The 19,905-nt window shown below is 42.1% G+C and carries 17 protein-coding genes and 1 pseudogene; 17 read left to right on the top strand and 1 reads right to left on the bottom strand.

The window, feature by feature from the left end:
* The first annotated feature begins 1 nt into the window (after window position 1).
* The 6 genes from G586_RS0113440 (at window position 2) to G586_RS0113415 (ending at window position 11,223) form a co-directional block, all read left to right on the top strand.
* On the top strand, window positions 2-2,305 hold the full coding sequence (locus G586_RS0113440; RefSeq protein WP_026528177.1) for a glycoside hydrolase family 95 protein: 2,304 nt from the start codon (window positions 2-4) through the stop codon (window positions 2,303-2,305).
* Between the two features lie 124 nt (window positions 2,306-2,429).
* A complete protein-coding gene (locus G586_RS0113435) occupies window positions 2,430-4,745 on the top strand; it encodes a helix-turn-helix domain-containing protein (protein ID WP_026528176.1) in 2,316 nt (771 codons plus the stop codon).
* Between the two features lie 31 nt (window positions 4,746-4,776).
* Window positions 4,777-7,239: a glycoside hydrolase family 2 TIM barrel-domain containing protein gene (locus G586_RS0113430; RefSeq protein ID WP_026528175.1), complete on the top strand. Its 2,463-nt coding sequence runs from the start codon at window positions 4,777-4,779 to the stop codon at window positions 7,237-7,239.
* Window positions 7,240-7,489: 250 nt separating this feature from the next.
* The gene (locus tag G586_RS0113425) at window positions 7,490-8,446 is read left to right on the top strand and encodes an ABC transporter permease (RefSeq protein ID WP_026528174.1); all 957 of its coding nucleotides are present in this window, start codon (window positions 7,490-7,492) and stop codon (window positions 8,444-8,446) included.
* 26 nt (window positions 8,447-8,472) lie between these two features.
* Complete coding sequence (locus tag G586_RS0113420; protein WP_051204799.1) at window positions 8,473-9,363, top strand: carbohydrate ABC transporter permease; 891 nt, start codon at window positions 8,473-8,475, stop codon at window positions 9,361-9,363.
* Between the two features lie 60 nt (window positions 9,364-9,423).
* Complete coding sequence (locus G586_RS0113415) at window positions 9,424-11,223, top strand: DUF3502 domain-containing protein (RefSeq protein ID WP_026528172.1); 1,800 nt, start codon at window positions 9,424-9,426, stop codon at window positions 11,221-11,223.
* A gap of 88 nt (window positions 11,224-11,311) precedes the next feature.
* Here G586_RS0113415 and G586_RS23115 read toward each other — a convergent pair whose 3' ends face one another.
* Window positions 11,312-11,596, bottom strand: a complete 285-nt coding sequence (locus G586_RS23115) for a hypothetical protein (RefSeq protein WP_051204798.1) — start codon at window positions 11,594-11,596, stop codon at window positions 11,312-11,314.
* 94 nt (window positions 11,597-11,690) lie between these two features.
* On the opposite strand from G586_RS23115, the gene G586_RS23110 reads away from it, so the two are divergent.
* The 11 genes and pseudogenes from G586_RS23110 (at window position 11,691) to G586_RS0113355 (ending at window position 19,796) form a co-directional block, all read left to right on the top strand.
* The gene (locus G586_RS23110) at window positions 11,691-12,842 is read left to right on the top strand and encodes a cysteine desulfurase family protein (protein WP_035773350.1); all 1,152 of its coding nucleotides are present in this window, start codon (window positions 11,691-11,693) and stop codon (window positions 12,840-12,842) included.
* A 133-nt stretch (window positions 12,843-12,975) separates the two neighbouring features.
* A complete protein-coding gene (locus G586_RS0113400) occupies window positions 12,976-14,010 on the top strand; it encodes a hypothetical protein (protein WP_026528171.1) in 1,035 nt (344 codons plus the stop codon).
* Window positions 14,011-14,111: 101 nt separating this feature from the next.
* The gene (locus G586_RS26185) at window positions 14,112-14,279 is read left to right on the top strand and encodes a hypothetical protein (RefSeq protein WP_155834170.1); all 168 of its coding nucleotides are present in this window, start codon (window positions 14,112-14,114) and stop codon (window positions 14,277-14,279) included.
* Between the two features lie 17 nt (window positions 14,280-14,296).
* Window positions 14,297-15,331 (top strand): annotated as a pseudogene (locus G586_RS23105) (CocE/NonD family hydrolase); the annotation flags it as partial.
* 133 nt (window positions 15,332-15,464) lie between these two features.
* Window positions 15,465-16,046 carry a hypothetical protein gene (locus G586_RS0113385; RefSeq protein WP_026528170.1) on the top strand — a complete coding sequence of 194 codons (582 nt, stop codon included), beginning with the start codon at window positions 15,465-15,467 and terminating at the stop codon, window positions 16,044-16,046.
* Window positions 16,047-16,136: 90 nt separating this feature from the next.
* On the top strand, window positions 16,137-17,345 hold the full coding sequence (locus tag G586_RS0113380; protein WP_026528169.1) for a hypothetical protein: 1,209 nt from the start codon (window positions 16,137-16,139) through the stop codon (window positions 17,343-17,345).
* A 12-nt stretch (window positions 17,346-17,357) separates the two neighbouring features.
* Window positions 17,358-17,579: a hypothetical protein gene (locus G586_RS0113375; protein WP_026528168.1), complete on the top strand. Its 222-nt coding sequence runs from the start codon at window positions 17,358-17,360 to the stop codon at window positions 17,577-17,579.
* A gap of 235 nt (window positions 17,580-17,814) precedes the next feature.
* Complete coding sequence (locus tag G586_RS0113370) at window positions 17,815-18,012, top strand: hypothetical protein (RefSeq protein ID WP_026528167.1); 198 nt, start codon at window positions 17,815-17,817, stop codon at window positions 18,010-18,012.
* Between the two features lie 4 nt (window positions 18,013-18,016).
* The gene (locus tag G586_RS23100) at window positions 18,017-18,406 is read left to right on the top strand and encodes a DUF4342 domain-containing protein (RefSeq protein WP_051204796.1); all 390 of its coding nucleotides are present in this window, start codon (window positions 18,017-18,019) and stop codon (window positions 18,404-18,406) included.
* Window positions 18,407-18,445: 39 nt separating this feature from the next.
* Window positions 18,446-18,811: a hypothetical protein gene (locus tag G586_RS0113360; protein WP_026528166.1), complete on the top strand. Its 366-nt coding sequence runs from the start codon at window positions 18,446-18,448 to the stop codon at window positions 18,809-18,811.
* A 556-nt stretch (window positions 18,812-19,367) separates the two neighbouring features.
* On the top strand, window positions 19,368-19,796 hold the full coding sequence (locus G586_RS0113355; RefSeq protein WP_026528165.1) for a hypothetical protein: 429 nt from the start codon (window positions 19,368-19,370) through the stop codon (window positions 19,794-19,796).
* Window positions 19,797-19,905: the final 109 nt, after the last annotated feature.

Genomic DNA, 19,905 nt, shown 5'->3' with positions numbered 1-19,905 from the left:
TATGAGCAGATTATGGTATAAACAGCCGGCCTGGATATTTAATTGGGAAGAGGCGCTTCCTGTGGGGAACGGACGTCTCGGAGGCATGGTTTTTGGCAGAACCGACTATGAACGGATACAGTTAAATGAAGAAAGCATCTGGTACGGCAAGCCGATCGATCGTACTAATCCGGATGCACTTAAAAATCTTGACAAAGTAAGAGAGCTGATATTTGAAGGAGAACTTGAAAAGGCAGAGAAGCTGATGACAACAGCGTTTTCCGGCTGCCCCAATACTCAGCGAACCTACCAGACACTGGGCGATCTGTACATCATATCGGATCTGGATAAGGAACTTGAATGTAAGGATTATATGCGGGAGCTGGATCTTGATAATGCTATATGCCGTGTTTCATTTACTCAGGGAGATGTCCTATATTCACGGGAAGTCTTTGTTTCAAAACCGGAAGACTGCATGGTTATCAGATTATCCTCCGATAAAAAGGGAATGATCAGCTTATGTGCAAGGCTTGAGAGAGATCGTTTTTTGGATGGAGTTAAAAAGCTCTCCGAGAATACTATTTCTTTGTATGGAAATTTAGGTGAGGGTGCTACGCACTTTGTAACTGTTCTAAAAGCGATTTCAAAAGGTGGCAGTATATCCGTGACAGGAGAACATATCTGCATTGAAGGAGCAGATGAGGCCATACTGTATCTTACGACCTGTACGGATTTTTATGACATAAAGAGCGGAGTAACTACTCATGGCACGGGAGCTTTGATCTACGATAAGCTATCTGAAGAAGCCGCTACCATTCTTCAAAAAGCAATAATGGATGATTATGAAGAAATAAAGAAAAGGCACTGTGAGGATTATCATTCTCTATATGGGAAGGTATCCCTGCAGCTTGGATCAGAGGCGTTTGATAAGCTTCCTACAAATGAGAGGTTAAAGGCAGCGAAAAAGGATATCGGTCTTTCAAAGCTTTTATTCGATTACGGAAGGTTTCTTTTGATCTCATGCAGCAGAAAGGGTGGTCTTCCGGCGAACCTGCAGGGAATCTGGAATAAAGAGTATCTACCGCCCTGGGATTCTAAATACACGGTGAATATCAATGCCGAAATGAATTACTGGCCGGCAGAGACATGCGGATTATCAGAATGTCATGAGACACTCCTTGATTTTATCGGCACTCTTGTCAAAAATGGCAGGCAGACCGCAAGAAAGATGTACGGCTGCAGAGGCTGGGTGATGCATCACAACACGGATGCTTTTGGAGATACCAACCCGCAGGATATCTGTATTACTGCCTCCTATTGGGTTATGGGTGCCGCCTGGATGTGTACGCATTATTGGGCGCATTATGAATACACATGTGATAAGGAGTTTTTGAAAAAGGTATTCCCTGTCATGCTGGAAGCTGCACTGTTCTTTTTGGATTTTATGGTGGAAAAAGACGGATTTCTTGTGGTATGTCCCACTGTTTCACCTGAAAATTCTTACCGCCTCCCAAACGGGCATAAAGGTGCTGTAAGCTACGGCGTTACAATGGACAACCAGATTCTAAGGGATCTGTTTTCACAGTGCATAAGGGCAGGAGAGATTTTAAAAGAAACCGACTTTTCAAAACAGCTATCTGAGATGGAGTATTCGAAAAGTCTGCAAGATTTACTTGGAGAAATCAAAGAAGCTTGCGACAGGCTTGCACCTACAAGGGTAGGAAGCGATGGGCGGATCATGGAGTGGCTGGAGGAATACGAGGAATGTGAACCCGGGCACAGGCATATGTCTCATTTGTATGGGTTATTTCCATCACGACAGATTTCCTTTGATAAAACACCACTTCTTGCGGGGGCTGCCAGGAAGACACTGGAGGCGAGATTACGCTCAGGTGGTGGACATACAGGCTGGAGCAGAGCCTGGATTATAAATTTCTATGCAAGGCTGCACGATGGAGACGAAGCCTACCACAACATAGAACAGATGCTTGATATTTCCACCTATACCAATCTTTTTGATAAGCATCCGCCATTTCAGATTGACGGTAATTTCGGGGTAGTATCCGGTATTGCGGAAATGCTATTGCAATCTGATGAGGATACTATCTGTTTGCTTCCCGCGCTTCCAACGGCGTGGAAGGATGGCAGAGTGGAAGGGTTGCGGGTTGTCGGAGGAGGCACTGTTTCCATGGAATGGAAGGATGGTCATCTTTGCTACTGTCAGCTTGATGCAACGAATCCAATGAAACGTATCATGCGTTATGGAAATACTTCAAAAGAGGTGGTGCTGGAAGCCGGAAAAATGCATATTTTGTTCTCGGAATAACAGATGAAATCTATGACATGTTAAAAAATGAATATCGTGATAAAATGATTGAATATATATCATAGGTGGACATTCTGCCATACTGATAATTAGTAAGAGGGTTAATTGGGGAGGCATCAATAATATGTGGGGAAAAAACGAGGATAGAATTTTCAAACGTTATTTCAGCATGTATTTCATTGCAATTCTTGTCCCAATGATCATCTGCTGTATTTATTATTCTTATGTTCTACTTGTGATCAATTCTGATGATATTTCCGAGCGAAAAACCGATCTGGTTCATGCGGCCTCAAGATTTGATGTCGTAACCTCCGAAATTGAATATCTTGGAGACTGTCTTGAATCCAATGCCGAAGTGAATATATTCAAGAATCTGGAAAATGTGATGGTTTATCCTAATACGCACCGAATTCATGAGCTGCAGACATCTCTTCCGAATCTGCATCTTGTGAACCAGGCTGTGTATGATTATTTCATTTTCTTTGACAATTCGGAGGTTGTAATCAACCCGTCGATAGCATACACATATGAGCAGTTTTACTCATTATATATGCGCAAGCAGGATATGAGTGGTTTTGATGAGTGGAAAGCGGAATTGGTTGAAGACGGAAAGTGCGACGGTTTTATTCCGATGGAAGAATATGATATGCACAAATTCCGTGCCAGTACTCCCAAGAAGAATCTTATTGCCTATACCAGGCCTCTATCTGTATATGGTTCTGCAAAGTCAGGCTATATATACATTTTCATAGATGACAGCCTTATTGAATCTACCATGCCAATTCCTGAGGAAAACAGCATTCAGGTGATTCAGGATTTTAATGGAAATATTTTGTATTGCAGGGGATATGACAGCCCTGAGGGAGAGATGACAAAGCTCCTTGAAGATTTGGATTTTAAGCAGTCTCCGCTCCAGAAAAAGGTAAGGCTCAATGGAATGAAGTATATGCTGATATCCTACAGATCGGAATCTTCAGGTCTATGCTATTCCTATTTCATTCCAAATAACATTATCAATGAGAGACTGATGAACTGCATCTATCTACTGGCACTGTTTATTATTCTCGGCCTGTTTGCGAATGTGGTCGTAAGCTATTACATATCAAAAGAAAATGCTGTTCCGATCAATGATATTTTGAATAAGATGTCTATCAGTACGGAGTCTTTAGATGTTCATGGAAATGTTTTTTCCAGCATAGTAAATACAGTAAATGACCTTGTTGAGAACAATGAGGATTTGTCCAATGCTATCAGCATGCAAAAGCCTTATTTAAAAACCGCATTTACGAACAGACTCTTGTATTCCGGATATCAAAATGACAAAGAAATTGCAGGTATAGCCGATTATCTTAAGTGGCCATGGGAAAACAGGCTGTTCTGTGTCCTGATTTTCAGACTTCATATGATGACGGACTGGTCAGAAGAACCGGAGCAAAGATTTTGGGGTACATTTGCAGCATCGCTTTCTGAGCTGATAGAAAAAAAAATGCCGGGCAGTTTACTGACGGATATCGGAGACGGACAGATTGCGCTTATCATGAACATCCCCGATGATGACCCGAAGGGGGTACAGGCAAGGGCAGAGGAACTGGTTTACTTTATTAAATCGGAAATGACTGATGTTATCGCCAGAAAAGTGCTTGTATTTGGCGGAAGTATTGAGAAAAAAGCAGACCGGATTGTAGATTCATACAAGAACGTATCGTACCTTTGCTACAGCGATGCCAAGGAGATCGAAAATGAGATTATCTGGTACAGCAAGGATAATCATCATTCAATAGACTATCCTACAGGTGATATGCAGGTAAAACTGACTCATTTTGTTACTTCCGGTGATGAAAAGGGCCTTCATGACTACCTGGAAAGTATTGTCAGAGAGTTCTTTGTGGAAAAAGATTTGCCTGTTTACATGCAGCATATCCTGATAACGGAGCTTCAGATTATTTTGTTCAGGCTCCTTGGAATCATTAAATTGGAAGAGAGTGAATACGCGGCATATTACGCACAGCTTGAGAAAAACGTCAACATGCCTGTATTAAGCCAGATTACGATTACGCTGAATCTTTTCCGGGAAATATGCGGATATATGAACAGACAAAAAAATATGCGTGATGTGGATATGATCGCAAACGGAATCATTTCCTACATTGATGCAAGGTATGGTGATCCCAATCTGTCGCTTGCCCTCTTGGCAGATCAGTTCGATATCAGCCATCCATACTTGTCCAGTCTGTTTAAACAGACGCAGGGAATCAATCTATCGACTTATATTGAAAATATTCGCATAGAGAAGGCAAAAGATTTTCTTAATTCGACTGACCTGACAATAAGCAAGATAAGTGAGATGGTCGGTTATGGTTCTACCAACTCATTTTGCCGTGCATTTAAGAGAGTAACCGGTGTCAGCACATCAGAATATCGCAAAAAAGAAGCTATTTGACAGAAATTTTAGTAAAGGGGAGACAAGTCACATGCAGCAGGTAAATATTAATGATAAGTGGACTTTTCGAAGAGGTGTGCTTGATTCAATCGGAATGTTAAAGACTGATCCGGGTGTCACCGTTGATCTGCCACACGATGGAATGATCAGTACAAAGGTCAGTAAAGATGCTCCCGCAGGTTTTGATTCCGGGTATTTCGGGGGCGATATATGTAACTATTCAAAGAACGTCTTTATTCCCATGGAATGGATGGATGAGTCTGTAAAACTCCAGTTTGACGGGGCGATGATGCACACATCTGTGGATATTAACGGATGTAAGGTTGGTGAACACCATTATGGGTATTCTCCCTTCGTAATCGATATCACAGATGTCGTGACTTTTGGCGAGGAAAATCGCATCACTGTTAACCTGAATACAGGCACACAGCCAAGCTCCAGATGGTACACAGGTTCAGGTCTTTTCAGAGAATTAAAGCTGCTTCACGGGCCTCTGGTGCATATTGTACCTGATGGAATCTATGTTTATACGAAAGAGATTACAGAAGATACCGCTTTTTTACAGGCAGAGATAGATGTCGAGAATAAATCTCTGCAGAATAAAATTGTTGAAGTTAGCTGCTCGTTTGTAAAAGAAGGAGAGAAAGAAGAAGCTGCTTTTTCAAAGCAGGTGATACAGATAAATCCGGGAAAGAGTGAGACCGCCAGAATGGTAGTTACTGTGAAAAAACCGGGGCTTTGGAGTATCGACAATCCCAATCTTTATACAGTTAAGACGTCGGCGAAGGTGCTTGGATCCTTCCGCTCGCATTTCATCCCGGATGAGGTTATTGCAGAGGATGAGCAGTGTGCGCTGTTTGGAATCCGTACCATCACTACTGATGCCATCCATGGACTTCGCATAAATGGTAAGATGGAAAAGCTTAAAGGCGGATGCTTACACCATGACAATGGGCTTCTCGGCGCAGTAAGCATCTATGAGACTGAGGCAAGAAAAATTAAAAAGCTAAAGGAAGTCGGATTTAACGCGATCAGAACCGCACACAATCCACCCTCTGCAGCTCTTGTTGAAGCTTGTGACAGACTTGGTATGTATATATTTGACGAGGCCTTCGATGCCTGGGGAATGTCAAAGAGGGCAGGCGATTACAGCCAGTATTTTGTATCAGAGTGGGAAAAGGATCTTACAGCTTTCGTGAGGAGAGACCGCATCCATCCATCCGTTATCATGTGGTCAACCGGAAATGAGATTCCGGAACGCGGCGGCTTGAACAATGGATATACCCTGGCTACGAGACTTGCAGACAAGATACGTTTCCTTGACAGATCAAGACCCATCAGCAATGGAATCTGTTCTTTCTGGAGCGGACTTGATGATAAGATGGCTCAGAATGCTGATCAGAATCAAAATGCCAAAGAAGCTTCAGATTCCACCCTTTGGGAGAGATATACGGAACCCTTTACCAACGGCCTTGACGTAGTGGGCTACAACTACATGGAAGATATTTATGAAAAGGATCACGAGATGTTTCCTAATCGCGTCATCTTAGGATCCGAGAACTTCCCGCAGGAGATTGGATTCCGCTGGCCTATGGTGGAAGCACTACCTTATGTAATCGGTGATTTTACCTGGACAGCTTGGGACTATATCGGAGAAGCTGGTATCGGCAAGGCGCTATATGTAGACAAAGATGATTTCCTTGCAGACAAGGGACCATGGTTTATCATGCCGCCTTCCACCACATACTATCCCTGGAGACTTGCAAATGACGCTGACTTCGACATCACGGGTCGCATGCTTCCGCAGGGAGCCTATAGAAGCGTGGTTTGGGGGAGTGATGAAACATTTATCTACAGCCTGCATCCTGATCATTTTGGCAAGATTGAGAAGACGAGTATGTGGGGCTTCCCGGGCGTAGTTTCTAATTGGAACTATGAAGGATATGAAGGAAAAAGTGTGCAGCTTGTGGTTTTCTCAAGGGCTGACGAAGTGGAAATCGTATGTAACGGATCGTCTATAGGGAAAAAGGCCGTAGTTAAGGACGGCAAGCTTCCAAACAGTGTTCGTTTCGACACAGTGTATACACCGGGAAAAGTGGAAGCGATAAGCTATAAGGACGGCATGGAAATAAGCAGAGCAGCGCTCATTACTTCCGGAAAACCCGCAAAACTTATTGTGACACCTGAAGAGTCCAAAATGAATTCAGACGGACGCGAAATTGCTTATATAAATATTGATATTGTTGATGCTGACGGTCTTGTGGTGAACGATGCCAAAATAGCGCTTAAGGCTGAGGTATCAGGATGCGGTTATCTGGCAGGTTTTGGAACAGGAAATCCCATTACTGAAGAAGATTATACAGACGATCTGACCGTAACCTTTAGGGGACATGCGCAGGCGATTATCCGAAGCACTCACGAGAGCGGAAAATCATCCCTTATGGTTTGCGGTGAAGGACTTGAACCGGTTACTGTAACAGTAGACTTAGACTAATCATATTAGAGTGAAAAAGAGCTCGGCGATATGTCGGGCTCTTTGTAATTTCAAAGGGAAACATCCATAATTCTCATTTCTGAAATATTGATAATTTGCAAATAAGAAATGAATACACGCTGATTTTCCGCCCTTTATGGCTCTTAAAAAAATGAATAGCAAAGTAAGGGAACTGTATATTTACTTTGCATTTTGGGTGAGAGTAAAGTGAGTTACAAGAAAACACAAACAACAAGGAGGATCTTTAGAAATGTCAAACAAGTCTAAGGTTCCCAAAATTTCAACCGGGCATAGAAAGACATTTCGCCAGTATTTTAGAGCACACTGGCAACTGTATGCGATGATGGTACCGCCTATCGTAATGCTTCTTATCTTTGCTTACGCACCAATGTATGGAGTGATTCTTGCATTTAAGGATTACAAGGTGAGTTTGGGAATATGGAACAGCCCCTGGGCGGATAATTACGGCTTCAAGAACTTTATAAGGTTTTTTAACAATTACAATTTTAAAGAGTGTCTTCGCAATACGATTGTTCTTTCTATTTATTCGATGTTAGTCAGTATGCCGTGTTCAATATTATTGGCTCTGTCACTGAACTATGCGAAGAACGTTGTTTATAAGAAGTTTGTACAGATGATAAGCTATTGCCCGTACTTTATTTCTACCATTGTATTTGTTGGAATCATCAATATGATTTTTGATAATCGTTCGGGTGCTATTGGAAGCTTTCTTTTCAATAATTTTGGCATTAACGTGCTTGGTAATTCCAGCCTGTTTGCATCACTGTATGTCTGGTCAGGCGTTTGGCAGGGCGTCGGATTCGGAGCGATCATTTATATAGCAGCCCTTGCCGGAGTGGATCAGGAGCAGCATGAAGCAGCTATAATTGACGGCGCAACGCTTTTGCAAAGAATCTGGTATGTGGACATCCCGGCTATTATTCCTACAGCGGTGATCATGCTCATATTAAATATGGGCGGTACCCTGAATATTGGTTACGAAAAGATCCTGGCGATGCAGAACCAGAATAATGTAGCGATGTCGGAAGTTATTAACACCTATGCCTATAAGGTGTCGCTGGTTTCCACCTTCCCGGATTTTGCATATTCCACGGCAATTAGTCTTTTTCAGTCACTGGTTGGACTCATTTTGATTCTGATTACAAACAAAATCGTGGATAAAATCTCAGGAAAAGGATTCATGTAAAAAAGCAGAATCAGAAAGGAGAGACAGTGAATTCTAAGAAGATATCGCAGGATACAGTAGTTTATTTTATAAACTATGTTTTGCTTACAGTTTTTTTGATCATAGTGCTATATCCTATCATTTATATCATCAGCTGTTCGTTCAGCTCAGGAGATGCACTTATGAGCGGTAAGGTGAGATTATTACCGGTCGATCCCACACTGCAGAGCTATCGTGCAGTATTTAAGTACAGCAGCATATGGGTAGGATATAAGAATTCTATTATTTATGCATTTGTCGGAACGGTGATCAGCATGGTACTTACCCTGTTTGCGGCTTACCCGCTTTCACGAAGTGACTTCAGGGGAAAGAAAATATTTATGGTGCTTATCCTCTTTACCATGATGTTTTCAGGGGGACTTATTCCTAACTATTTGCTTATTAAAAATCTCCACCTGTTAAATACCATGTGGGCGGTAGTCCTTCCGGGTGCAGTAAGTGCCTACAACATTATCGTGGCGCGGACCTTTTTTGATAATACTATTCCAAAAGAATTGCAGGAAGCAGCAGAAATGGATGGATGCTCGGATTTTAAATTTTTCCTTATGGTTGTAATTCCGTTATCTGCTCCGATCATTGCCGTGCTGTCATTATGGGTAATCGTCGGACTTTGGAATTCCTATTTCGTACCAATGATTTATCTGGATTCACAGGAAAAGTACCCGTTACAGCTGGTACTAAGAAGAATCCTGCTCCTTTCCCAGATCAATCTGAACCAGACTAATATTGATCCTGAAATGATCCGAAGAAATCAGTATTTGGGAGAGATGCTAAAATATGGAACCATAATTGTCAGTACATTGCCACTGATGATCGTGTATCCGTTTGTACAGAAGTATTTCGTAAAGGGCGTAATGATCGGCTCGGTGAAGGGCTGATCTTATAGAAAAATGAAATGCAGTAAAGATATAAAACAATGAAAAAGAAAGGGGAAATGTATGAGAAGAAGTATGTTACAAAAGTCAGTAGCAGTAATGGCTACATTGACACTCCTGACAACCTCATTAACCGGTTGTGGATCAGGATCTCAGCAAGGTGATACGGTACAGAGCGGTACCGAGGAAGGCCAAGGTGCAGAAGTAGCGGGGGCGAATCGGGATGATTCATCAGATCCTTTTAAGTTTGCATCCCCGAAGGATGTGACATTCCCTTTAAAGGAAAAGCTGACCCTCACTGTATTTGTTAATAACCCTGATCAGGGTGTAACAAGCTACAAGGATAACTGGGTTACCGACTGGATCGAGGAACAGACCAACATTCATCTTGATTATATCTATGATCTAACCGGAGATGAGGCCACACAAAAACTGAATCTTATCATGACAGATCCCGATTCAATGCCTGACTTCTTTTTACGTACCGGATGGTCTAAGGCTGAGACTCTGTCATATGGAACACAGGGGCTTATAATTCCTCTCGAGGATATGCTTTCTCAGATGGATAACTGGAATAAAATGAATGAAGAAAGCCCCATGAGAAAAGCAGATCTTACTATGGGTGACGGTCACATTTATACATATGGCGGACAGAACGAATGCTTCCACTGCATGTATCAGCATCGTATGTACATTTATAAGCCCTGGGTTGAGAAATACTTAGGTGGTAAGAACCCTGAGACCACAGAAGAGCTTTACGAATTCCTGAAGAAGGTAAAAGAGGATGATGCCAACGGAAACGGCATAGCAGATGAGGTTCCCATGACAGGTTTCATCGGCGGTTGGGCGAGTGATCCCACTGTATGGATGATGAACTCCTTTACACAGTGCGTGAATCCTATCAGCAACACCAATCCTACCGTAGCAGGCGGACTTGTAGTTAATAACGGCAAGATTGAATATGCTGTTATGAAGGATGAATACAGAGAAGGTCTTAGATACATGCATAAGCTGTTTAAGGAAGGCCTTTTGGATAATCAGACTTTCTTACAGGACAACACGCAGTTTTCAGCGACTATGGATCCTACCGAGGGCAATAAGGTTGCTGTTTATGCAAATGGTGGCGTAGAGAATTCAGAGTTCTGGCAGCAAGTAGATGGCGAGTGGCAGAACTGGGAAATCCTTGCTCCTGTTGCAGGTCCTGACGGTGTCAGATATTCAGGACGCTGCATCCAGACATATTTTGAAGGCTGCCTTGGAACAATATCTTCAACATGTAAGTATCCTGAGGTTGTAGTTGCACTGTTTGACTGGATGACATCTGAAGATGCAGTTCACCACATCGGTGGCGGCCCTGAGGGCATTGGCTGGAATTATACAAGCGAAGGTGTTTCACTTAGTGGCGGAACACCCACATACGAGCAGTATGCTATTCCTGAAGATTATGACTATGTAAAAGATGGTGGTTTGTCAAAGACATATGCAAACTACAGGTACACACCTGATGCAATGCTTCAGCGTGGTTCAGCTGAGTATAGAGGAAACCTTAGAGTTGAAGATCCTGATCACTCTACTGAGTACTTCTTCCAGCAGTGTGCAGAAGTGTACGATAAGTATTCTCCGCCAATCGAGACATTGGTTCCCAATATGTCCTTTGAGGAAGATGATGCAAGGGTCGTTACAGAATCTACATTAACTATCGGCGGTTATGTTAACCAGGCTTTAGTACAGTTTATCGATGGCAGCATGGATATTGAGAAGGATTGGGATTCCTATATTGAAAAGCTAAGAAGCATGGGCGTGGACGAATATATCGCAGCATATCAGCGTGCCTATGACGCATATATGGAAGCAGCTAAATAATTAAACATACAAACAGAGGCCGGTACGATCTGTAAAATGATCGGCCGACCTCTTTTTATTTAATTAAGAAAATCCGCTTGAGTTCTCATTATTTTTCTGAGAATTCTGTTTCGCAATCTTTTGGAAAATTAGTGTAAAGGCAAAAAAGATCCTGAAAATCCGGCGTAGAAAACAGCCCCTCAAGCTCTGCTAAAAGGCGCATATGCACAGCACCTCTATGAATTGCACAGGGTTCATTGTCATTAAAGAATTCAATGCTTTTTTTTATGATGATTTCTTCAGCAAACGGAGTATCAGCCCAATAGCCTTCATAAAGAGTAGAACCATCATGTTTTACGGTAAGATATCGTTTCTTTTTTGCATTAAAAAACATAGCATGTCCTTTTAAATCAGGTTTATTTGCGATACGATTAACGCATCTATAGATAGCATATCATTGATTAACTGTATAGAAAACAGGAGAGTGTATGGAAAAGATATATGCAGACCATGCTGCAACAACACCAATATCAGACTCTGCACTTAAAGTGATGGTGGATTGCATGAGGAATTTTTACGGCAATCCTTCAAGTGCACATCAGCATGGGCGGGAAGCAGCACACATTTTGGAAGACTCCAGGGAGAAAATTGCAGCATGCATTGGTGCAGACAGTGAAGAAATCTATTTTACATCCGGAGGAACTGAGGCCGATAATCAGGCTATTTTTTCTGCGGCTGCTTTCGGCAAATCAGTTGGAAAAAAGCATATGATCTTTTCAAAAATAGAGCATCATGCTGTTCTTAATTGTATACCTGCGTTGGAAAAAGCAGGCTTTGAGATTACACTCATTGGAGTTGATAGCAGAGGGAGAGTTTCCCTAGAGGAGATAGAAGAGGCCCTAAGAAAAGATACTGTTCTTGTGGCTGTAATGTATGTGAACAATGAAGTGGGAACAATAGAGCCCATTGCAGAGATTGGGAAGCTATGCAAGGATCGGAACATCCTGTTTCATGTAGACGGTGTTGCAGCAGCCGGTCATGTTCCGATTGATGTAAAAAAACTTGGAGTAAGTACCCTTGCCATATCCGGTCATAAGTTCCATGGACCCAGGGGAATCGGAGCTTTGTACGTCGACAAAAATGTTCCGGTTACAAATCTTATGTATGGCGGAAGTCAGGAGAGGAACAAGCGTCCCGGCACGCAGAATGTCCCTGGCGCATCCGCTATGGCAAAAGCACTAAGCGACGCGATGATGACATTAGATGAGCAAATGAATAAGCTTGAGCAGCTTCGCACGCGTCTTTTGGAGGGACTTAAAGATCTTGATGGAATGTGGGTAAATGGCGATCCTGAAAACAGAGTGCCGGGAATCGTGAATCTTGGATTTAGAGATGTATCAGGCGAAACGCTTTTGTTACTGCTTGACCTTAGAGGATTATCCGTTTCTACAGGCTCTGCCTGCAATACCCATTCAGTGGAACCAAGCCATGTCCTTACTGCAATGGGCCTTCCAAGAAAGGATGCAGGGGGCTGCATACGCCTTTCATTTTCTGCTGACAATACGGAAGAAGAAATTGATGAGATATGCACTATTTTGTATGAGGAAGTAGAAAGAGCCCGTGGATCCGGAGCTTCTTAATGAGGCTGCGCAGGAGGCAATCAGCAGATTCCCGTATTTTGCAGTGAAGGTTTGAGTAGATAACGGCGGCAATTATGTACTGGATCATAACGACAATCCGATTTCGGTCCTTCCGGAAGAGAATAAGAGAATAATGCTGGGGTCTGCTAAAACCGGAGGGCATCTGTATGTCATAACCTATAGGGGTAACTGTGTATGGTTCAATTTTTCCCATTCACCAAGTGGTGCACCGGGCGCATTGTTCTGGGTAAAAACCACTTTATATCAGTACCTTACAAAAAAGTATGGGCCTATTAAGGCTCCGGCAGACATTAAACTGCCGGGCACACCGGTATCCCAGAAGGAGACAGATCTTCCGGATGCATCAAAGCTGCCGGATGATGAACCTTTAAAGCGCTATGACGGTCAAAGCACAAAGATCGGACTTGGAAGATTCCTGGCTTACCTGCTCAATCCCTTTGTCAAAGATAATTACTATTATGAGATTACAATTCCGTCTGACAGCTTCATGGAATATGCAAAGAAGGTTGATGGAAGTCCCAATACAGTGTTTGCAGCATTTTTGTATAAGGCAATTGCCGGATATTTCCCATCAAAGGGAGATGACCAGTTATCCGGAAGAATCGCGGACGATTACAGAAATGATATAGGTGCCCAGGAGTCCTACCGCGATTTCACCAGATTATTGCATGTTAAATTCACCAGAAGTATGGAAAATGATTCGATAGAAAAGCTGATTCGTATAGCGAGAGGTGCAGTCATCCTTCAGATGCAGCCTGAACTCAGCTGCGAAAGGTTCAGACAGATTGAAGAAATACACCGGGGAATCGATGCTCAGCCGGATTTAAAGAGCAAAAAGAAATATGCCGCTTCCCATAGCCTTTTCAGATCTGATGCAAGAGATGTTTTCAATGTAAGCTATGCGGGTCAGACTGACTGGGGACAAATGACAGATTATATCGATGAGGTTCATAGCATAACTGACGGCGATTTTATGCTGGAAGTAAATGCACTTCCCGATAAGTTCTGCCTGACATTCCAACTGATAAATAGGGATCGCAAACCTCTTGACCTCTTCTGCAAGGTTATTGATGAGGAAGGCTTGCCATACACTGTATCAGAAATGAAAACCAGATATTTACCTGATATTGAACTGCCCAATGGGTGATATTAATACTTATAAAAACATCATTCAGATATTTTTATATCATAGGATTAAAAGAGCCCCAGATTCTGGGGCTTTTGTGGTAGGAGGTATAACTAACTTATATGAGTGACAAAAAACCAGACATGGAACAGCTGTACAAAGCATATATGGAACACATGAAGAAGATACTCAGTGAACAGCCGCTCCCTGATGTTGCGGAAGAGGGTGAGATGGAAGAAATCATGCTTTCCTCCGAAGACGGCGTTAAGCTGAAAAGCTCTGGGGCGTAAAGCTTCCCTGGTACAGAGACTGGATAACACATACAGATGCTGACGATCCCTACTGGGATGAAGGCTTCTGGGGACAGCTCAAGGAAATCCCGAAAAAGGTCAATATTCCTGTTTTCGTGAAGGAAGGCTGGTACGATCATCATCTTGGAAGCGCCATAAGAACCTGGGAGATTCTTCCCGAAGCCACCAAGCAGAAGAGTGTATTTGAGATAGGACCCTGGAATCATGCCTACATGCCCTGCATAGATCATCAGTGCACAGACAGCCTCAAGGATACTTCCATGTCCACACCGCTTTTATGGTTCGACAAAGTACTCAGAAAGGAGAAAGTGCCTGAGGGTGAGGTGCGACTTTACCGCATCGGAGCTGATAAATGGGATATTTTGAAGGAATTTCCTTATAAAAGCGACAATGCTCTGAAATTCTACCTCGACAGCAGAGAAGTTGCAGGCGAAAATAAGAAACAGTTGTTATTAAATCCCTCGTCAGTAGGCGGAAATGCAGTATTTACCTATGATCCCGAGGATCCACTTTTCTCAAAAGGTGCTGAGTCAACTTTTCATTCAATGTCTGAAAATGGCTCTCACCTGCAGGAAGGTGCGGACTATCGCCCGGATGTCCTTACCTTTATATCTGAGCCATTAACCGAGAATGTTAAGGTTTGCGGAAAAATCAAAGCAAAACTCTTTGTTTCATCAGACTGCGAGGATACTGCATTTTCCGTCAAAATCTGTGAAGTGTTCGCGGATGGAGAGGCCTATAACGTAAGAGGCAGCATTACAACTTTGGCCTACAGGAATGACACTCCTCACAGGATTACCTATAATCCCGGCGAAAAGGTTGAAATTGAAATAAACACATGGGATATCGACTGGGAATTCAAGGCCGGAAGCAAAATAAGGCTTGATATCAGCTCCTCCGATTTCCCGCAGTACAGCGCACATTCCAACTATCCCGGCGTTTGGGCTCTTCAGGAAAAAACGAAGAAAGCACATCAGACGATATTTACCGGTGGGGACTACAGCTCTTACATAGTTTTTCCCAGGTTCTGATGCTCAAACAGAGCATGAACAGCGCATTCTCAGGGCGAAGTTAAAGAAAAAATGATATACTTATGGAAATGATAGGTAAATCCATCATATAAGTTAAAAACATCGAAGAAATAGCGGGAGCTGCGGAGATTCTATGGGAATTGATTTAAAAGAACTTGAAGAGAAATATTCGAAGAATAAGCCAACTTTTTCACCTAAGGAGTTATTGATATGCATAGCTCTGATAGTTGGTGGATGCGTTATTTTTTCTTTTATGCCTGCAAAAATGGGGATTTTCGGCTGGATATTGTTTGCAATAGGCGCTTTCCTTAATATTGTTGGAATATTCAGACTTGCTGCGATGACCTCGGAGGTAAAGGATGAGCCCGGCAAGAGAATAGTATTGATGATATCGCTTGTTGCTGCATTTATTATACAGTTTATCGGATTATTATATCTATACACCAGCCGCGGAACAGGAAAAGCAATGGCTATTACTACATTCACTTTATGTGTCAGCCTTGGTCTTGTAGTATATGCGGTTGATTTTGATGATGAGAATATGAAGAAAAAGATAGTAATAGCATCCAGAATAATCACTGTTTGCCTTATTGCAATCGCCATACTTCTCAATGTCATCAATGGCTTTTCCAAACCCAGTGTTTATGTGGGAACAATATTAGTGATAGAAGCCGTGATCACCGGACGAATTGGATTTAGGACATCCAATAAATAAAATGGCTTTCTAAGTTAAAATAGATTTGACCTGGCCCCTGGGGCTTAGATTATCATGATGATGGCATAGGAAATAGAGGAGAAGCGGAGAATGCCGGAATTCTACGAACCAATCTTGAATCTGTCTGATGCTGAAAATCACAATACCATGGGCGTAAACGTGACCTTAAAAGAGCCTGTGGATGGCGATATTCTTCGGGATACGGTGGAAAAACTTCGCGTGCGCTTCCCTTATTTTTACATAAAGGCAGCACGCAAAGGCAACGATCTGATCACCGTCCCGAACGAACTTCCCATGACTGTACGGAATACCTGGGAGCCGATCAATTTTAACTCTGAAGCTTCCAATTATCACCTTGCGGCCTGGAAGTACGAGGGCAATAAACTTGCATTTGAGCTTGCGCATTCCCTTACAGACGGAGCAGGACTTCTTCCCTATATCAAAAGTGCGATGTATCTGTATTTGTCAAAGGCTACAGGCAAAACCTTTGATTCAACAGGATTCAGACTTCCGGGAGACGTTATTCCGGAATCAGAGTCAGGGAATCCTTTTAAAGATATTGATTTCGATGCTATAGAGTCTCCGCTCTACCAAAAGAAACCAATCGATGATTTTTTCAGACTGGTCAGAGGAACATATGGCGATAAAAAAGTGTTCTACCTGAAGTTTTCAGAATCACAGATAATGCAGTATTGCAGAGATAAAGATGGCAGTCCTAATGCGATCATGGCGGTACTGTCTGCGAGAGCAGCGAGACGTTATGATCCGGATAGCACGAAAACCGTTACTGTTTCAATCTGCACTGATAACAAAGCGATTCTTGGCAACCATGACAATTACCGCATGTTCGCGGGTGCCGTAACTCTTGATTTTCCAAAGGATCGATGCCTTGATGATATAGGAAAAGCTTGTACCATCGCCCGCGGGCAGATAATGCTGCAGATTCAGAAAGAGAATTCTCTCTGGGATATAAAGAAGCTAAAGGACGGAGAGCCTCTTCCGGATCCTAATATTGCGCTTGCGAGCATCTGCGTATCTTACCCCAACAGTAGGAGTTTTGGCCCATTAGATCCATATATCGAAGAATTGTTTTACGTAACTTCCTTGTCAAAGATAACAGATGTATTTTTTATAATAGCGTGCATCAATCACAGCCTTTTCATATCATTTCTTCAGCCGTTTTCCTCGGATGAATACTTCCGGTGCTTTCTGGAGGAACTGCATTATGCAGGGATTGATTACGAGGAAATGGGCAGTGAACCAATTCGCATGTGCGGAATTGACGTGACCACTTTTTAAAAGGAGGCGCCCATGAAATCGATTCTGATCAAGGACACAACAAAGGAAGAACGTGAGCAGATCATAAAGTCCTCACTTGACTGTGGCGGTGGCTGCGAAAACTGCTCATCGTGTTGGCTTGGCGGCGGTAGCCCCTGGGATATTTATCAGGACTTCATAGACGGCAAGAAGGAAATCCGTGAGATAAATCAGGAATACATGGAAAAATATCGCCAGGACAGGCAGATACATTAAAAACAAAGGACAGAAGAAGCAACTGTGAACTTCTTCTGTCCTTTTTCACATCTGTATGAATGTTTTTTCGTTTTAAAACGCCGAGAATGGAAAATACAGTCATGTTTTTTGCTCTACTTGATATGTAACAGATGGAACTTTTTGCATACAATATGATCATAGACAAGCAACAGATGTTGGTACATATAGAAGGATGGTGATGATAATGTTACTGACAATGTTATTTATGATTTGTATGTTTGGTTTTGTAGGAAAACTGATAGGATTTGCTTTTGAGTTTTCATGGAGCATGATCAAGGTGCTATTTAGCGTTGTGTTCCTTCCGATCATTCTTATCGCATTGGTATTCGGAGGACTTCTTTCCATAGCATTCCCGATACTCATCGTAGCAATCATTATTAGTTTGATAGCAAAAGAAGGTAAGGAGGTTTAATACTATGAAAATCACACTTGAAGAAATTGAAAAGGTAATGAATCAGGCAGGAGTTGATTATGCAGCTGCTAAGGAAGCACTTTTAAAGGCAAGCGGCGATGTAGAGAAGGCGATCAAGGATCTCCAGCCGAAGGTTTGCGAGCTAGAAGATGATATCGAAAAGCTTGCCAACAAGGTTAAAGAAACAGTAAAGGACGGAAATGTTGACAGGATCCAGGTAAAGAAGGGCGATGAGGTACTCATCAGCATACCTGTAAATGTCGGACTCATCGGTGGTGTCCTTGGTTTTGCAGTCGCACCCAGTGTTCTTATCGTAGCTTGTGCAGCAGCTTTCGGACTTGGATGCAGACTCGAAGTAGTAAAAAAGGACGGCACTACTGACGAGGTTAAGTAAATAGTAGATCCCGGATATTCGCATGGAGGATGACTAATTATGAAAGGCTTGGATGGGGAAAATAAAAAGCTATTGCTACTTAATTTATTACCAATCCTGTTCTGGATGTCATCCGACGATATATTCGTATTACTGCCATTAGTTGTATTATCTATAATGCTTGTTGTAGCAAATGTACGTGCAAGCACAAGTTTGAGGAAATACTTATCCTTAAGTGCAGTTAATCTGATTTCGAATATCCTTGGCGGGATCATCTCAACTATGATCTTACAAAATAGCAGCCAGGAATGGCTGGATGCTATATATGCAATGTTTTTTGCAATAGTATGTGTTGGCGGATACTTAATATTTTTAGTATTCGCCATACTAATTGGATTTGGAGCAACAGCTTCCAAAGTTTTGTAATTAAGGGGAAAATATTGCCACGGGAACGGGGTTATAGAGGCGAGAGGATTTCATGGTCAACTACCCATCACCTAAAGGTAATGGGCTTGCATCTACCCTGTAGTTTGTTGCAATAACTCCTACATTTTAGCGGTGTGACTTCCGTGGTGATGCATCATAGGGTGGTTGACAACACCCTTTACAGACAAGATATGCTCATCTGTAACTGTATCAGGTACTCTGTATGTAAACCTCACGGATTACATATTCCCATGCCATACAGTATACGCAAACGCTTGAGTATATTTTACGCCGTTGCAAGTCTTATAACGGCAACCTCATATATACTTGCCAATGTACGAAAGAGTGCCTTTGGCGAACAGCGCGCCTAACGGTTTTCTCTTGGAACTTGCTGTTATGTATATTATAGCACATATGTTCTTGGATAACAATTTACAAGGCTCCTCCCACCACGCAAGCGTAGTGGGTTTCCGCCTACGATAAACGAAAGGATTTTATTTATGAAGATATTCTGGAACAACAAAAAAAGTATGATATACAGTACCATCATTTAGTTATGGAAAATAGCAATGAATCACTTTCCGCATCATTAAACGATTATGAATATGAGAAATGGCAATATGAAGACTTTGATGGTCGAACAGTATATAGTCGCTGCGTTTTTAGACAAGCTGAAATAGACGAGAACGGAACTATTATCAACAAAAAAGAATATACACCTTCACCCAAAGACAGCGTAAAAATACAAAAGAAAGATGATCGTTACATATTTGAAATGGATGAATCTGAAGAGTTATATTTTATTCTCTATGTACCTGAAGGTGACGAGTTACTAAAACATAATTATTTAGAAAACGACCCTTCAGGTAAAATGTCGGATGAGGAGTTATTCTGGCAAGAAACAGAACATGGGTGGACACTGGTAGATGATATGGGAAACAATTGCATGTATTATAGAACCACTGAGTTGGTAATAAATGACTAAAATGAATGTCAGATTAACCTAAAAGTGTAAAATAAGAAATTCGTGGAAAGCCCATGTTTCAGGGCTTTCTTTTTTTGTCTTTTTACAAAAAATGTTATTTAGCTTAAAT

The sequence above is a fragment of the Butyrivibrio sp. VCD2006 genome (genome assembly GCF_000423925.1).
Classification (GTDB): domain Bacteria; phylum Bacillota; class Clostridia; order Lachnospirales; family Lachnospiraceae; genus Butyrivibrio.
This window is presented reverse-complemented; position numbering and strand designations above follow the sequence as displayed.

Excerpts from the sequence above, each read along its gene's own strand:
- G586_RS23100 (WP_051204796.1), top strand. The coding sequence starts at position 18,017 with ATGAAAATCACACTTGAAGAAATTGAAAAGGTAATGAATCAGGCAGGA.
- G586_RS23115 (WP_051204798.1), bottom strand. The coding sequence starts at position 11,596 with ATGTTTTTTAATGCAAAAAAGAAACGATATCTTACCGTAAAACATGAT.
- G586_RS0113370 (WP_026528167.1), top strand. The coding sequence starts at position 17,815 with ATGTTTGGTTTTGTAGGAAAACTGATAGGATTTGCTTTTGAGTTTTCA.
- G586_RS0113400 (WP_026528171.1), top strand. The coding sequence starts at position 12,976 with ATGCTGGGGTCTGCTAAAACCGGAGGGCATCTGTATGTCATAACCTAT.
- G586_RS23110 (WP_035773350.1), top strand. The coding sequence starts at position 11,691 with ATGGAAAAGATATATGCAGACCATGCTGCAACAACACCAATATCAGAC.
- G586_RS0113380 (WP_026528169.1), top strand. The coding sequence starts at position 16,137 with ATGCCGGAATTCTACGAACCAATCTTGAATCTGTCTGATGCTGAAAAT.
- G586_RS26185 (WP_155834170.1), top strand. The coding sequence starts at position 14,112 with ATGAGTGACAAAAAACCAGACATGGAACAGCTGTACAAAGCATATATG.
- G586_RS0113415 (WP_026528172.1), top strand. The coding sequence starts at position 9,424 with ATGAGAAGAAGTATGTTACAAAAGTCAGTAGCAGTAATGGCTACATTG.
- G586_RS0113375 (WP_026528168.1), top strand. The coding sequence starts at position 17,358 with ATGAAATCGATTCTGATCAAGGACACAACAAAGGAAGAACGTGAGCAG.
- G586_RS0113425 (WP_026528174.1), top strand. The coding sequence starts at position 7,490 with ATGTCAAACAAGTCTAAGGTTCCCAAAATTTCAACCGGGCATAGAAAG.
- G586_RS0113360 (WP_026528166.1), top strand. The coding sequence starts at position 18,446 with ATGAAAGGCTTGGATGGGGAAAATAAAAAGCTATTGCTACTTAATTTA.
- G586_RS0113440 (WP_026528177.1), top strand. The coding sequence starts at position 2 with ATGAGCAGATTATGGTATAAACAGCCGGCCTGGATATTTAATTGGGAA.
- G586_RS0113435 (WP_026528176.1), top strand. The coding sequence starts at position 2,430 with ATGTGGGGAAAAAACGAGGATAGAATTTTCAAACGTTATTTCAGCATG.
- G586_RS0113385 (WP_026528170.1), top strand. The coding sequence starts at position 15,465 with ATGGGAATTGATTTAAAAGAACTTGAAGAGAAATATTCGAAGAATAAG.
- G586_RS0113355 (WP_026528165.1), top strand. The coding sequence starts at position 19,368 with ATGGAAAATAGCAATGAATCACTTTCCGCATCATTAAACGATTATGAA.
- G586_RS0113430 (WP_026528175.1), top strand. The coding sequence starts at position 4,777 with ATGCAGCAGGTAAATATTAATGATAAGTGGACTTTTCGAAGAGGTGTG.